We start from the raw sequence: 13,883 nt of genomic DNA on the forward strand, positions 1-13,883 counted from the left end.
GTGCCTGTCGCCTGAGACCGTAATTGTTGCCGGTCTCATAAAAATTAAAACTCTTTTCGCAGCCAACTGTTGAGTCGTTTGATCCACGATCCAACCGATGCTGTTACACGTTTTTCAACTTCAGCCTCACCACTCAAATGGGATTCTTTCCCGTAGTGAAGCAACCCCACTGCCGTTGAATAATACGGCTCTTGGGCATAATCTGTCAGACCGGTAATGTTCAGCGGTGCACCAATTCGCACCTGCGTGTGGAACACGCGTTGAGCGCAGGCCGCAAGACCTTCAATTTGTGCCGCACCACCGGTTAATACAATCCCCGCCGCCAGATGATGTTTCACACCCTGCTGGCGAAGCTGTTCCTGTAATTGCAAAATCTCTTCGTTGACCAGGTTGAGCAGCTCGGTATAACGCGGCTCAATCACCTCTGCCAGGGTCTGACGCTGCAGACTGCGCGGCGGACGACCGCCCACGCTTGGCACCTCAACGCTTTCATCTTTACCGACGATAGATCCCAGCGCGCAGCCATGGCGCACTTTGATGGCTTCGGCATCGCTCGGCGGCGTACCAAAGGCATACGCGATATCGCTGGTTACCACATTCCCTGCGTAAGGGATCACTTTGGTGTGGCGCAACGCGCCGCCAGTATAAACGGCGATATCCATTGTACCACCACCAATATCGACTACGCAGACACCCAGCTCACGTTCGTCTTCCGTCAAGACAGAATAACTGGCTGCCAACCCGGCAAATATGAGTTGGTCAACTTTCAGGCCACAACGTTCAACAGCTTTAACAATATTCTTCGCCATGTCGTTGTGGCAGGTAATCAGATGCACTTTAGCCTGCATGCGTACGCCGGAAAGCCCTACCGGATTTTTAATGCCTTCCTGGTAGTCAATGGCGTATTCCTGTGGAATGACATGCAGAACACGATGCTCATCGCGTACGCGTACGGATTTCGCCGTATGCACCACGTTCTCTACGTCTTCCTGTGTCACTTCCTCTTCGGAAATGGGCACCATACCAATTTCATTCTGACAGCTAATATGTTTACCAGAAAGCGCCAGATACACCGAGGAAATCTGGCAATCCGCCATCAGTTCAGCCTGGTCAATGGCGCGCTGTACGCATTTCACCACTGACTCAAGGTCATTCACCCCGCCTTTATCCATACCTCGCGATGGGCAACTGCCCACGCCAATGATATTGACCATACCGTCGGGCAGAACTTCCCCTACTAAAGCGGCTACCTTCGCGGTGCCTATCTCCAGTCCAACTACCAGTTTTCTGTCCGTCGCCTTGATCATTGTTGTTCTGCCTGTGCCTGATTCTGTTGCTGATTAGATTCCTCAGGAGGCAAGGGAACCCAGCCTACTGCCGCTCCTGAGTCATAACGCAAATCAACGTAGCTAATCCTTTTGCCATCGGTTTGCGCCTGCTGCTGTAAAACCGGGTAGAGTTCCACAAAGCGAGCCAAACGTTTTATCGTGTCGCCCCTGCCCAGATTCAGCTTAATATCGTTATTCAGCGTCAACTGCCAGGAACGACGCGCGGTCATTGCCGCTTCCTTCAGGGTGAATCTGTCCTTAGCCAGCACCTGCCCCATATCGCGGAACCCTTGCAGCACTTCACTTGCGCTACCTTCCGGGCCATACAACATCGGTAATACCTGCTTGTTGGAGCGACCCGTCGGTATGCTGAACGTATTTCCGTCTGCATCGACCATATGCTGATCATTCCAACGCGCTATTGGCACATATTCAACCAGATGAATCTTCAATTCATCAGGCCATTGCTTCCTGACGCTCGCCTGTTTAATCCATGGCAGGCGTTCAATCTGGCTCTGGATGATGTTGACATCCTGAGTCATAAAGGTTCCTGGTGCGCCCAGCGCCAGGATGGACTGACGAATATCATCGTTGCGCGTGTAGTGACGCTCGCCGGTCAAAACCAGTTTTGACAACGGCAAACGCTGCGCATCTTCCATCCATCCCAACACTACCCAGCCGCTGACAAACACGGTGCACAGCACTGTCAGCAGGAAAATAATTCCTGCAAGACGCGTTCCATTGTTGCGGCGTGAGGAGAGAGCTTCTTCTTCATCATCACCGTTTCGCGTGTTCAGCGCAGCCTGCGACATATCAGTCCGCCAACTCCAAAATTCGTACCACCAACTGCGAGAAGCTCAGGCCCGCCTGACGTGCCGCCATCGGCACCAGGCTGTGGCTGGTCATACCCGGAGAGGTATTCGCTTCCAGCAGATAAAACTGGTCATCACTGTCCAGCATGACGTCAATGCGACCCCACCCCTTACAGCCCAGCGCGGTCCATGCTTTCAGGACTAACGCCTGTAAAGCAGCCTCTTGTTCAACTTCCAGACCAGCAGGGCAGAAATATTGTGTCTCATCAGACAGATACTTCGCCTCATAATCATAGAAGGTTCCGGCCGGTTGGATACGTATTGACGGTAAAATTTCTTCGCCAAGTATTGCAACGGTAAATTCCGGGCCACTCAGCCATTTTTCAATCAGTACTTCTTCATCATGCTGAAAAGCCAATGCTAATGCAGCCTGCAAAGCATTTTCTTCTTCAACTTTTGACATCCCAACGCTGGAGCCTTCGCGGCTTGGCTTCACAATCAGCGGCAAGCCTAACGCAGAAATCTGCGTAACCACTTCATCGCTAAGCCCTTTTTCAAACTCAGCGCGGGTCAACGCCACCCATGGTGCAACAGGTAGCCCTGCCCCCTGCCACAGCAGCTTGCTGCGCAGTTTATCCATTGAGATAGCGGAAGCCATCACACCACTCCCGGTATAGGGCAAGCCTATCAACTCCAGCATGCCCTGCAAGGTACCATCTTCCCCACCACGGCCGTGCAGTGCAATAAACACCTTCTGAAAACCCATTGATTTCAGAAGCGTGACATCGACCTCTTTTGGGTCAACCGGGTGCGCATCCACGCCGCCTTCGCGTAAACCGGCTAGCACCGCTGCGCCTGAATTCAACGACACTTCTCGTTCTGCGGAGGTTCCGCCCAACAGGACCGCGATTTTATCAGCCATGTTGCTCTTCCTCCGGGTTTTGCGGCTTCAGTTTGATTTCAGCTAAGGAACGCGCGATTTTGCCGATATTTCCAGCGCCCTGCACCAAAATCAGATCGTTACCCGTTAACACCGATGCCAGCATTTCAGCCACCTGTGCCGGATCGGACACCAGGATCGGGTCAACCTTGCCGCGGCCACGAATGGTACGGCACAGCGAACGGCTGTCAGCCCCCGGGATCGGCGTTTCACCTGCGGCATACACGTCCAGCATCAACAGCGCGTCAACCTGTGTCAGGACGTTAGCAAAGTCATCGTACAGATCGCGGGTACGCGTATAGCGGTGCGGCTGGAACAGCATCACCAGATTTTTGTCCGGCCAGCCCGCACGTGCGGCTTTGATCGTGGCATCCACTTCCGTCGGGTGATGCCCGTAGTCATCCACCAACATTGCGCTACCGGCTTTACCGTTGACGGGCTCCAGCGGGAATTCACCAAGGAAGTCAAAACGACGCCCAGTACCCTGGAAACTTTCCAGCGCGCGCAGAATAGCGTCGTCCTCAATACCCTCTTCGGTCGCTACCGCAACCGCGGCTGCCGCGTTCAGCGCATTGTGACGGCCTGGCGCATTTAACGTAACGCGCAGATCGGCCATCCCCTGACGCAACAGCGTAAAGTGACCCTGCGGGCCAATCTGCTGGTAATCTTCTATGCGTACGTCAGCATCATCGCTGAAACCATAGGTTGTAGTCTGACGACCGACGCGCGGTAACAATTCACGGATCACCGGATCGTCAACGCACATCACTGCACGACCATAAAACGGCAGGTTATGCAGGAAATTAATAAACGTCTGCTTTAAATTTTCGAAGTCGCCCTGGTAGGTATCCATGTGGTCAGCTTCGATATTGGTGACAATCGCCACCATCGGCTGCAAATGCAGGAACGACGCATCGCTCTCATCCGCTTCCGCAATTAAATAACGGCTATGGCCTAAGCGCGCATGTACGCCCGCCGCCTTCACCAGCCCACCGTTGACAAACGTCGGATCCAGCCCTGCTTCTGCGTAAATGCTGGAGACCATCGCGGTGGTCGTGGTTTTACCGTGCGTCCCGGCAATGGCGATACCATGACGAAAACGCATTAACTCAGCCAGCATCTCTGCGCGACGAATCACCGGAATACGCGCTTCATGCGCCGCCACAATTTCCGGGTTATCCGCAGAAATGGCGCTGGACACCACCACCACGCTCGCATCACGCACGTTTTCCGGGCGATGGTTGAAGAAAATCGTCGCGCCCAGATTACTCAGCTGTTGCGTGACCGGATTCGGCGCTAAGTCAGAACCGCTGATCTGATACCCTTCATTGGCCAAAACTTCGGCAATACCACCCATACCAGCACCACCGATGCCGACAAAGTGAATGTGCCGAACGCGACGCATTTCGGGCACGATGGAACGCAGTTTTGCCAATTGTTGTGTATTCATTCTTTAGCCATTAACTTCTCAGTTCATGCGATGCAAAAGGCATCGCCACAATTACGCCCGGGCAGCCCGGCTCACTGCATTTGCAACCCATTCGGTGGAATTCGGTATGGATGCATTGCGAGCACGTTCTGCCATGGTTAATAAGGTTTCTCGCGACCACCCTTCAAGGGTGCTGGCGACGGCATCCACAGTAAACTGCGGCTGCTCTAAAATTTTGGCGGCGCCCGCTTTTTCCAGCGGCAACGCATTCCAGTACTGCTGTCGGTCTTTATGCTGGAACGGCACAAAAATCGCTGGCAGGCCCGCTGCTGCGATCTCGCTCACCGTTAGCGCGCCGGAGCGACAAACCACCACATCTGCCCACGCATAGGCTGCGGCCATATCATCAATAAATTCGGTGACCTTATGCTGCGGCTGTCCGGCATCAACATAGGCCTGTTCCACGGTCTGCTGTGCGCCTTTACCGCTCTGATGCCAGATAGTCACCGCGTCGCCAAGCTTTGCAGCAACCTGCGGCAGCGTTTGGTTCAGCACGCGCGCGCCCTGAGAGCCCCCGACCACCAGCACGCGAACCGGACCTTCACGTCCAGCCAGGCGTTCTTTAGGTAATGGCAGCGCCAGCACATCGGTACGTACCGGGTTGCCCACCACTTCCGCATCCGGGAAGGCGCCGGGAAACGCCTGCATCACCGTCGTGGCAATCTTTGACAGCCATTTATTGGTTAAGCCTGCGATGCCGTTCTGCTCGTGCAGCACGACCGGAATGCCTAACGACCAGGCCGCCAGACCACCGGGGCCCGAGACATAACCGCCCATCCCCAGCACCACGTCAGGCTTAAACTGCTTCATGATGGCGCGAGCCTGGCGCCAGGCGTTAAAAATACGCACGGGTGCGGCCAGCAGTGCGTTGAGGCCCTTGCCACGCAAACCGGAGATACGAATAAAATCAATGTCAATGCCATGCTTCGGCACTAAGTCCGCTTCCATACGATCGGCGGTGCCCAGCCAACGAACCTGCCAGCCCTGGGCCATTAAATGGTGCGCAACCGCCAGTCCCGGGAACACATGCCCACCGGTACCGCCTGCCATCACCATTAACCGCTTCGGTTGACCACTCATCGTGCACCTCGTGTAAACGCCTGTGCTTTTTCCAGACGCGTTTCATAATCAATACGTAACAAAAACATGATGGCCGTCGACATGATCAACAGACTTGAACCACCATAACTAATCAGCGGCAGCGTCAGACCTTTCGTGGGCAGCATACCTGCCGCAGCCCCAACGTTAACCAGCGCCTGAAAACTAAACCAAACCCCAATCGAGCAGGCTAAAAAGCCAGAAAAACGGTGGTCAATTTCCAGCGCTTTACGGCCAATCGACATCGCGCGAAAAGCGACGAAGAATACCATTAAAAGTGCCAGTACCACACCGATATAACCCAGTTCTTCCCCAATAATGGCGAAGATAAAGTCAGTGTGCGCTTCCGGCAAATACTCCAGTTTTTGTACCGAATTCCCCAGCCCCTGCCCCCAAATCTCACCACGACCAAAGGCCATCAGGGATTGCGTCAGCTGGTAGCCGCTACCAAACGGATCCTCCCAGGGGTTCCAGAAAGAGGTTACGCGACGGATACGATACGGTTCGGCGAGGATCAGCAGCACCACCGCCGAGATCCCCATGCCGATGATGGCGATGAACTGCCACAATTTTGCACCGGCCAGAAACAGCATCGCCAGCGTGGTAACAAACAGCACCACCACAGTACCGAGGTCAGGCTGCGCCAGCAGTAGCACCGCCAGCACCAGGATCACGCCCATCGGTTTTAAGAAGCCGCGCAGGTTGTTACGCACCTCATCCACCTTACGTACCAGGTAGTTGGCGAGATAACAGAACAGCGACAGCTTGGTAAATTCCGCCGGCTGAATACGCAGCGGGCCCAGTGCAATCCAACGCGATGCCCCGTTAACCGAGCTGCCTACCACCAGTACGATCAGCAACATGATGATCGAGGCGATCAACATGGTGGTGCTGTACTTTTTCCAGAATTCCATCGGCAGACGTAGCGTGACCATCGCCAGACAGAACGCCAGGAAGATATACAGCGCATCACGTTTGGCGAACAGGAAAGGATCGCCCGCCAGACGTTGCCCAACGGGCATTGACGCCGATGTCACCATCACAAAACCAATCGCTGCCAGACCAAACGTCAGCCACAGCAACATGCGGTCATACATGATCAGGCTGTCCGCGTCTTTATCACGCGACGCCATCACCCAGCCTTTAAGCGCCGCGAAGATCCACGCCAGGACACCCCATCCCGGTATGCGCGGCATTCTCAGACGAGGGAGAGATAAACGCATCAACCCAACTCCTTCGCCAGGCGGGTAAAGACATCGCCACGCTGCTCAAAGTTTTTAAACTGGTCGAGGCTGGCGCAGGCCGGCGACAGCAACACCATATCGCCCGGTTTAACGCGCGGCGCGAGCAGACGCATCGCCTGCTCCATGGTTTCAGTTTGCTCGGCAACGTCTGGTCGCAGAGCGGCAAGCTGCGCCCCATCGCGACCAAAACAGTAAAGACGAATACGATCGCCAACCAGATAACGACTGAGCGGAGAAAAATCAGCGGATTTCCCGTCCCCGCCCAGCAGCAGATGCAGCGTGCCGTCAACGTGCAGGCCATTCAGCGCCGCTTCAGTACTGCCGACGTTGGTGGCTTTAGAATCGTTAATCCAGCGTACGCCGTTATGTTCCAGCACAACCTGAAAACGATGCGCCAGTCCGGTAAAGGTGGTTAGCGCTTTCAGGCTGGATGCCCGCGGCAGGCCCGCAGCATCCGCCAGCGCCAGCGCTGCCAGAGCGTTGGTATAGTTATGCTGACCGGAAAGCGTCATCTCTTTCACGTTCAGCACTTTTTCGCCCTTCACGCGCAGCCAGGTTTCGCCCTGCTGACGATTCAGGTGATAGTCACCCATATTGATGCCAAAGCTCACGCAGCGTTCATCAGCTCCGCGAACCGGCATCGTCAGCGCATCGTCGGCGTTAACCACACACACTTTCGCGTTCTCATAGACGCGCAGTTTCGCTGCACGGTACTGCTGCAACCCAAACGGGTAGCGATCCATATGATCTTCAGTCACGTTCAGAATAGTGGCCGCCACAGCCTGCAGGCTGGAGGTGGTTTCCAGTTGGAAGCTGGATAGCTCCAGAACGTACAGCTCGCGTTCAGCATCCAGCAGCATCAACGCAGGCAAACCAATATTACCGCCGACGCCGACATTCACCCCGGCCGCTTTCGCCATTTCACCGACCAGCGTGGTGACGGTGCTTTTACCGTTAGAACCGGTAATCGCCACGATCGGTGCCTGCGCTTCGCGACAGAACAGCTCAATGTCACCCACAATTTCAATACCAGCATCAGCGGCCGCGCTCAGCGCTGGATGCGCCAGGGCAATACCTGGGCTGGCGACGATCAGATCGGCGGCCAGCAGCCAGTCATCATTCAGGCTGCCAACATGGCGCTCAACCGCTTCCGGTAATTTATCCAGCCCCGGTGGCGTCGTGCGGGTATCCATCACCCGCGGCGTAACGCCACGCGCGAGGAAAAAATCCACGCAGGACAGCCCAGTCAGCCCCAGACCGATAATGACGATTTTTTTACCCTGGTAATCAGCCATGATTAACGTACCTTCAGCGTTGCCAGGCCAATCAGCACCAGCATCAGCGAAATAATCCAGAAGCGCACGATCACGCGCGGCTCCGGCCAGCCTTTCAATTCATAGTGGTGGTGGATCGGCGCCATACGGAAGATGCGCTGTCCGCGCAGCTTGAAGGAGCCAACCTGCAGAATCACCGACAGGGTTTCCACCACAAACACACCGCCCATAATCACCAGCAGGAATTCCTGGCGCAACAGCACGGCAATAATGCCCAGTGCGCCACCCAGTGCCAGCGAACCGACGTCGCCCATAAAGACCTGCGCCGGATAAGTGTTAAACCACAGGAAGCCTAATCCTGCCCCGACAATCGCCGTGCAGACGATCACCAACTCCCCCGCATGGCGTAAATACGGAATATGCAGATAGTTGGCAAAGTTCATGTTCCCGGTCGCCCACGCCACCAGCGCAAAGCCAGCAGCAACAAACACGGTCGGCATAATAGCCAGGCCATCAAGGCCGTCGGTCAGGTTGACCGCATTGCCGGTACCGACAATCACGAAGTAGGCCAGCAGAACGTAGAACAGGCCCAACTGCGGCATGACGTCTTTAAAGAACGGCACGACCAGCTGCGTGGCGGGCGTATCTTTGCCCACCAGATACAGCGCGAAGGCCACGCCTAATGCAATCACCGACATCCAGAAGTACTTCCAGCGGGCGATCAGGCCTTTGGTGTCTTTACGCACCACTTTGCGGTAGTCATCGACAAAACCGATAATGCCGTAACCCACCAGCACCACCAGTACGCACCAGACGTAAGGGTTAGACGGGTAGGCCCACAGCAGAACGGAGATAACAATCGCGGTGAGGATCATAATGCCGCCCATGGTCGGCGTACCGCGCTTGCTGAAATGCGATTCTGGGCCGTCGTTACGCACAACCTGACCAAAAGACATTTTTTGCAGGCGGGCGATCATGCGCGGGCCCATCCACAACGAGATGAACAGCGCGGTCAGCAGGCTGACGATGGCGCGAAACGTCAGATAAGAGAAGACGTTAAAGCCGGAATAATATTTGACCAAATGTTCGGCCAGCCAAACTAACATGTTGCATTCTCCTGTAATGCGCGTACTACCTCTTCCATAGCGGCACTACGTGAACCTTTCACTAAAATCGTCATCACCTGATGCTCGGCAATCAATGTCTTAAGATGCGCGGCCAGCGCGGGTTTATCCGCAAAATGTTCGCCAACACCGCTGGCATCGCTGATTGCCTGACTCAGTTTCCCTGTACTCAATACGCGGTCGATACCCGCCGCCTTCGCAGCCTCTCCTACCTGTATGTGACAGGCTTCGCTTTCCGCGCCAAGTTCTGCCATATCGCCCACCACCAGCACGCGATAGCCCGGCATTTCAGACAACACCTGTACCGCGGCGGTCATCGAACCGACGTTGGCGTTATAGGAGTCATCCAGCAGCAGCTGATTTTCGGCGAGCGGGATAGGGAACAGGCGTCCCGGCACTGCGTGTAAATCTTTCAGGCCGGTTTTAACCGCCTCATGCGTCGCGCCAACCGCCATAGAGAGCGCGGTGGCAGCCAGGGCATTGGCAATGTTGTGACGCCCCGGTAACGGCAGCAAAACATCAATGCTGCCCGTCGGCGTGTGCAGCGTAAACTCGGTGCCGTGTGACGTAACATGAATGTTGGTAGCAGAAAAGTCGCTGTTGGCCGCATTCGGCGAGAAGCGCCAGACGGTGCGATCGCCAATAATGCTCTGCCAGTTCAGCCAGTCGTTGTTATCGGCATTCATAATGGCGATACCGTTTTCCGCCAGGCCGGTAAAGATTTCGCCTTTTGCTTTGGCGACACCCGCCAGAGAACCAAACCCTTCCAGGTGAGCCGCCGCCAGGTTATTCACCAGCGCCGCTTCCGGTCGAGTTAATCCGACGGTCCAGGCAATCTCGCCCTGGTGGTTGGCACCAAGCTCAATCACCGCATAGTCATAATCGTTGTTCAGTCGCAGCAGCGTCATTGGTACGCCGATGTCGTTGTTCAGATTGCCCGCAGTGTATAACGTGTTCCCACACTGGCTGAGAATCGCGGCTGTCATCTCTTTGACAGAGGTTTTACCGGATGAACCGGTCAGTGCCACCACACGGGCCGGAACCTGAGCGCGCACCCACGCCGCCAGCTCGCCAAACGCCAGGCGTGTGTCCTTCACAATCACCTGCGGCAGAGAAACATCCAGCGGACGACTGACCAGCAGCGCTCCCGCCCCGTTCTCCTTCGCCGTTTCGGCAAAATCATGGGCATCGAAGCGTTCGCCTTTCAGCGCCACAAACAGGCAACCCGGCGTGACTTTACGCGTATCGGTGGTCACCGCATCAAGGGTCAGATCGCCCCCTTTCAGTTCGCCACCGAGGATCTCCGCCAACTGGCTGAGCGTTACGCTAATCATGCGATCACCCCCAGCAAACGAGCGGCCGTCACGCGGTCAGAATAGTCGAGGCGATGCGCGCCGACGATCTGGTAATCTTCGTGGCCTTTACCGGCCACCAGCACAACGTCGTTTTCTTTCGCCTGCATAATGGCGTTGGTGACCGCTTCAGCACGACCTTCCATCACCTTCGCGTGCCCGGCATCCAGCATACCTGCCAGAATGTCGTTAATGATGGCGCGCGGCTCTTCAGTGCGCGGGTTGTCATCAGTGACCACCACAATATCCGCGAACTCTTCCGCGATGGCGCCCATCAGCGGACGCTTGCCTTTGTCACGATCGCCGCCGCAGCCAAAGACGCACCACAGCTTACCGGTGCAGTGCAGACGTGCCGCCTGCAGCGCTTTTTCCAGCGCATCCGGCGTGTGGGCATAATCCACCACCACCGTTGTTTTGCCCGGCGCACTGAACACTTCCATACGCCCGCAAACTGGCTGCAGACGTGCCGCCGTTTTCAGTAAATCCGCTAACGGGTACCCTAATGCCAGCAGCGTTGCCAGCGCCAGCAGCAGATTGCTGACGTTGAAGGCGCCCATCAGGCGGCTTTCAATTTCACCGTCGCCCCAGGATGAGGTAAAGCGGATCGTCGCGCCGCTGTCGTGATAATTCACCTCAACCGCTTTCAGCCAACGACCGTGGCAGTTCGGGTTAATATGGTCTTCCATCGAAACGGCGACCGCATCCGGCAATTTTGCCAGCCAGCGACGGCCGACTTCATCATCTGCATTGACGATGGCCTGACCGCAATGGTGCGTGGAGTACAGCAGCCACTTCGCGGCTTCGTAATGTTCCATATCACCGTGATAGTCGAGATGGTCACGGCTTAAGTTGGTAAATACCGACGCGGCAAACTTCAACGCTGCCACGCGATGCTGAACCAGACCGTGGGATGACACTTCCATCGCGCCTAACGTGGCCCCCTGCTCAACCAGCCCCGCCAGCACATGCTGGACGTCAACGGCTGAACCGGTGGTATTTTCGGTCGGGATCACTTTGCCCAGCAGGCCATTGCCAACGGTCCCCATTACGGCGCTGGTTTCGCCCAACAGCTGGCTCCACTGCGCCAGCAGTTGGGTGGTCGTGGTTTTCCCGTTGGTGCCGGTGACCCCCACCAGACGCATAGTGTCAGAAGGCTCGTGGTAAAAGCGGCCCGCCAGTGCTGATAAACGTTCGTTAAGCTGGCTCAGATAGATAACCGGTACGCCGTGCATTTCACGGATTTCACCGTCGGTTGCCTCATCTTTTGCCTCTGCAATAATGGCAGCCACACCTTGCGCTATCGCCTGCGGGATATATCGACGCCCGTCCGCCTGATGACCTACCACTGCCACAAAGAGATCGCCCGATGCAGCCACACGGCTGTCGAGCGTCATCTCCCGCAGTGCTCGCTCCGGTGCACCCGGCACCCATGGAGCAAGAAGGTCGCGCAAATTACGATCTGCCACCTGTCGCCTCGCCTTGATTATTCACAAAATCACTTTTATCGCTCGTTGTCAGCGCATCCGGCTCGATGTTCATGGTGCGCAGTACGCCGCCCATGATGGCACCGAAGACCGGCGCGGAAACGGCGCCACCGTAGTATTTACCCGCCTGCGGATCGTTGATAACAACCACCAGCGCGAAGCGCGGCTGACTCGCAGGCGCAACGCCTGCGGTATAAGCAATGTATTTGTTGATGTAGCGACCATCCGGCCCTACTTTTTTCGCCGTACCGGTTTTAATGGCGATGCGATAGCCTTTAATCGCCGCCTTCACGCCGCCGCCGCCGGGCAGCGCCACGCTTTCCATCATATGAACGACGGTACGTACGGTAGATTCCGGGAAGATACGCTCACCCGGAACAGGAGGATCAACTTTGGTAATCGACAGCGGGCGATAAACGCCATAGCTGCCGATCGTTGCGTAGACTCGCGCTAACTGTAACGGGGTTACCATCAGCCCATAGCCGAAAGAGAAGGTGGCCCTCTCTATGTCAGACCACCGTTGTTTTTGAGGATATAAGCCACTGCGTTCTCCGACCAACCCCAAATTGGTCGCTTTTCCCAGCCCAAAACGTGAGTAAGTATCTACTAACGCTGAGGACGGCATCGCTAACGCCAGTTTGGAAACACCGACGTTACTCGACTTCTGTAGTACCCCGGTCAGGGTCAATTCGCTATAACGCGCCACGTCTTTGATTTCGTGGCCATTAATTCGATAGGGAATGGTGTTCAGCACGGTGTTTTCACGCACCACGCCGCGCTGCAGTGCCGTCATCACCACCATCGGTTTAACCGTTGAGCCCGGTTCAAATACGTCAGTGATGGTACGGTTACGCATGACATCTTTTTGCGTACCGGAGAGATTGTTTGGGTTGTAGGATGGGCTATTCGCCATCGCCAGCACTTCGCCGGTGTTGACGTCTACCAACACGGCGCTACCTGATTCCGCTTTGTTAAACGCGACGGCGTTGTTCAGTTCGCGATAGACCAGTGCCTGCAAGCGCTCATCAATACTCAGCGCCAGGTTATGTGCCGCCTGACTGTCTGTTGAAGAAATATCTTCAATCACGCGGCCATAGCGGTCTTTACGCACCACGCGCTCGCCCGGCTGACCGGTGAGCCATTTATCAAAACTCTTCTCAACGCCTTCAATGCCCTGGCTGTCGACGTTGGTAAAACCGATGAGGTGAGCGGTCACTTCCCCGGAAGGATAGTAACGGCGGGATTCTTCGCGCAGATGAATCCCCGGCAGCTTGAGTTTTTTGATGTAGTCGGCCATGTCAGGGTTGACCTGGCGTGCGAGGTAGATAAAACGCCCTTTCGGGTTGGCATTGATGCGAGAAGCCAGTTGGTCGAGCGGGATGTTCAGCGCAGTCGATAGCGCTCGCCAGCGTTCGCCAACGCTTACGCCACCCGCATCATGCACTTCTTTCGGATCGGCCCAGATGGCCTTCACTGGCACGCTCACCGCCAGCGGACGGCCGGAACGGTCGGTAATCATGCCACGTGACGTGGAGACTTCCTGGACGCGCAAGGAGCGCATGTCGCCCTGACGCACCAGCATGTCAGGCGCAATAATTTGCAGCCACGCAACGCGTCCCAGCAGGAAGCACAGCGCCAGCAAAATACAGCCGCACAGTAACGCAAAACGCCAACTGATAAAGTTGGCTTGTTCTTCCTGGCGTTTTGGTTTGAGCGTCTTTGCCGCTGCTTTCATGCG

Annotated in this window: 11 protein-coding genes; all 11 read right to left on the bottom strand. The window is 55.9% G+C overall.

The genetic code is table 11. The annotated features are described in order from the left end of the window. Window positions 1-44 precede the first annotated feature (44 nt). Genes ftsA through ftsI form a run of 11 tightly spaced genes read right to left on the bottom strand, consistent with a single transcriptional unit; the run spans window position 45 to window position 13,880 of the window. Window positions 45-1,307: a cell division protein FtsA gene (gene ftsA / locus AC3ITF_RS18565; RefSeq protein WP_003018755.1), complete on the bottom strand. Its 1,263-nt coding sequence runs from the start codon at window positions 1,305-1,307 to the stop codon at window positions 45-47. Further along, entirely contained in the window at window positions 1,304-2,140 is an 837-nt protein-coding gene (gene ftsQ / locus AC3ITF_RS18570) for a cell division protein FtsQ (RefSeq protein WP_096758299.1), read from the bottom strand. The genes ftsA and ftsQ overlap by 4 nt, the downstream gene beginning before the upstream one ends. A 1-nt stretch (window position 2,141) precedes the next feature. Next, window positions 2,142-3,062, bottom strand: a complete 921-nt coding sequence (locus tag AC3ITF_RS18575) for a D-alanine--D-alanine ligase (protein ID WP_117342314.1) — start codon at window positions 3,060-3,062, stop codon at window positions 2,142-2,144. Next, a complete protein-coding gene (murC, locus tag AC3ITF_RS18580) occupies window positions 3,055-4,530 on the bottom strand; it encodes a UDP-N-acetylmuramate--L-alanine ligase (protein ID WP_115259457.1) in 1,476 nt (491 codons plus the stop codon). Before murC ends, AC3ITF_RS18575 begins: the two co-directional genes overlap by 8 nt. A 51-nt stretch (window positions 4,531-4,581) precedes the next feature. Beyond that, window positions 4,582-5,649: an undecaprenyldiphospho-muramoylpentapeptide beta-N-acetylglucosaminyltransferase gene (gene murG, locus AC3ITF_RS18585; protein WP_489175910.1), complete on the bottom strand. Its 1,068-nt coding sequence runs from the start codon at window positions 5,647-5,649 to the stop codon at window positions 4,582-4,584. Then, window positions 5,646-6,890, bottom strand: coding sequence for a cell division protein FtsW (gene ftsW / locus AC3ITF_RS18590; protein WP_489175911.1), 1,245 nt, complete (start codon window positions 6,888-6,890; stop codon window positions 5,646-5,648). Before ftsW ends, murG begins: the two co-directional genes overlap by 4 nt. Further along, on the bottom strand, window positions 6,890-8,206 hold the full coding sequence (murD, locus tag AC3ITF_RS18595; RefSeq protein ID WP_115259459.1) for a UDP-N-acetylmuramoyl-L-alanine--D-glutamate ligase: 1,317 nt from the start codon (window positions 8,204-8,206) through the stop codon (window positions 6,890-6,892). The genes ftsW and murD overlap by 1 nt, the downstream gene beginning before the upstream one ends. 2 nt (window positions 8,207-8,208) lie before the next feature. Beyond that, window positions 8,209-9,291, bottom strand: a complete 1,083-nt coding sequence (gene mraY, locus AC3ITF_RS18600) for a phospho-N-acetylmuramoyl-pentapeptide-transferase (protein ID WP_096758305.1) — start codon at window positions 9,289-9,291, stop codon at window positions 8,209-8,211. Then, a complete protein-coding gene (gene murF, locus AC3ITF_RS18605) occupies window positions 9,285-10,643 on the bottom strand; it encodes a UDP-N-acetylmuramoyl-tripeptide--D-alanyl-D-alanine ligase (RefSeq protein ID WP_115259460.1) in 1,359 nt (452 codons plus the stop codon). Before murF ends, mraY begins: the two co-directional genes overlap by 7 nt. Next, window positions 10,640-12,127, bottom strand: coding sequence for a UDP-N-acetylmuramoyl-L-alanyl-D-glutamate--2,6-diaminopimelate ligase (murE, locus tag AC3ITF_RS18610; RefSeq protein WP_117342316.1), 1,488 nt, complete (start codon window positions 12,125-12,127; stop codon window positions 10,640-10,642). The genes murF and murE overlap by 4 nt, the downstream gene beginning before the upstream one ends. Then, complete coding sequence (ftsI, locus tag AC3ITF_RS18615) at window positions 12,114-13,880, bottom strand: peptidoglycan glycosyltransferase FtsI (RefSeq protein ID WP_096758308.1); 1,767 nt, start codon at window positions 13,878-13,880, stop codon at window positions 12,114-12,116. Before ftsI ends, murE begins: the two co-directional genes overlap by 14 nt. Between the last annotated feature and the right edge of the window lie 3 nt (window positions 13,881-13,883).

The sequence above is a fragment of the Citrobacter sp. KH_055_1 genome (genome assembly GCF_057838705.1).

What these genes read in the sequence shown, in the direction of transcription:
- ftsW (WP_489175911.1), bottom strand. Translation starts at nt 6,890, where the DNA reads ATGCGTTTATCTCTCCCTCGTCTGAGAATGCCGCGCATACCGGGATGG.
- murG (WP_489175910.1), bottom strand. Translation starts at nt 5,649, where the DNA reads ATGAGTGGTCAACCGAAGCGGTTAATGGTGATGGCAGGCGGTACCGGT.
- AC3ITF_RS18575 (WP_117342314.1), bottom strand. Translation starts at nt 3,062, where the DNA reads ATGGCTGATAAAATCGCGGTCCTGTTGGGCGGAACCTCCGCAGAACGA.
- ftsI (WP_096758308.1), bottom strand. Translation starts at nt 13,880, where the DNA reads ATGAAAGCAGCGGCAAAGACGCTCAAACCAAAACGCCAGGAAGAACAA.
- ftsQ (WP_096758299.1), bottom strand. Translation starts at nt 2,140, where the DNA reads ATGTCGCAGGCTGCGCTGAACACGCGAAACGGTGATGATGAAGAAGAA.
- ftsA (WP_003018755.1), bottom strand. Translation starts at nt 1,307, where the DNA reads ATGATCAAGGCGACGGACAGAAAACTGGTAGTTGGACTGGAGATAGGC.
- murC (WP_115259457.1), bottom strand. Translation starts at nt 4,530, where the DNA reads ATGAATACACAACAATTGGCAAAACTGCGTTCCATCGTGCCCGAAATG.
- murD (WP_115259459.1), bottom strand. Translation starts at nt 8,206, where the DNA reads ATGGCTGATTACCAGGGTAAAAAAATCGTCATTATCGGTCTGGGGCTG.
- murF (WP_115259460.1), bottom strand. Translation starts at nt 10,643, where the DNA reads ATGATTAGCGTAACGCTCAGCCAGTTGGCGGAGATCCTCGGTGGCGAA.
- mraY (WP_096758305.1), bottom strand. Translation starts at nt 9,291, where the DNA reads ATGTTAGTTTGGCTGGCCGAACATTTGGTCAAATATTATTCCGGCTTT.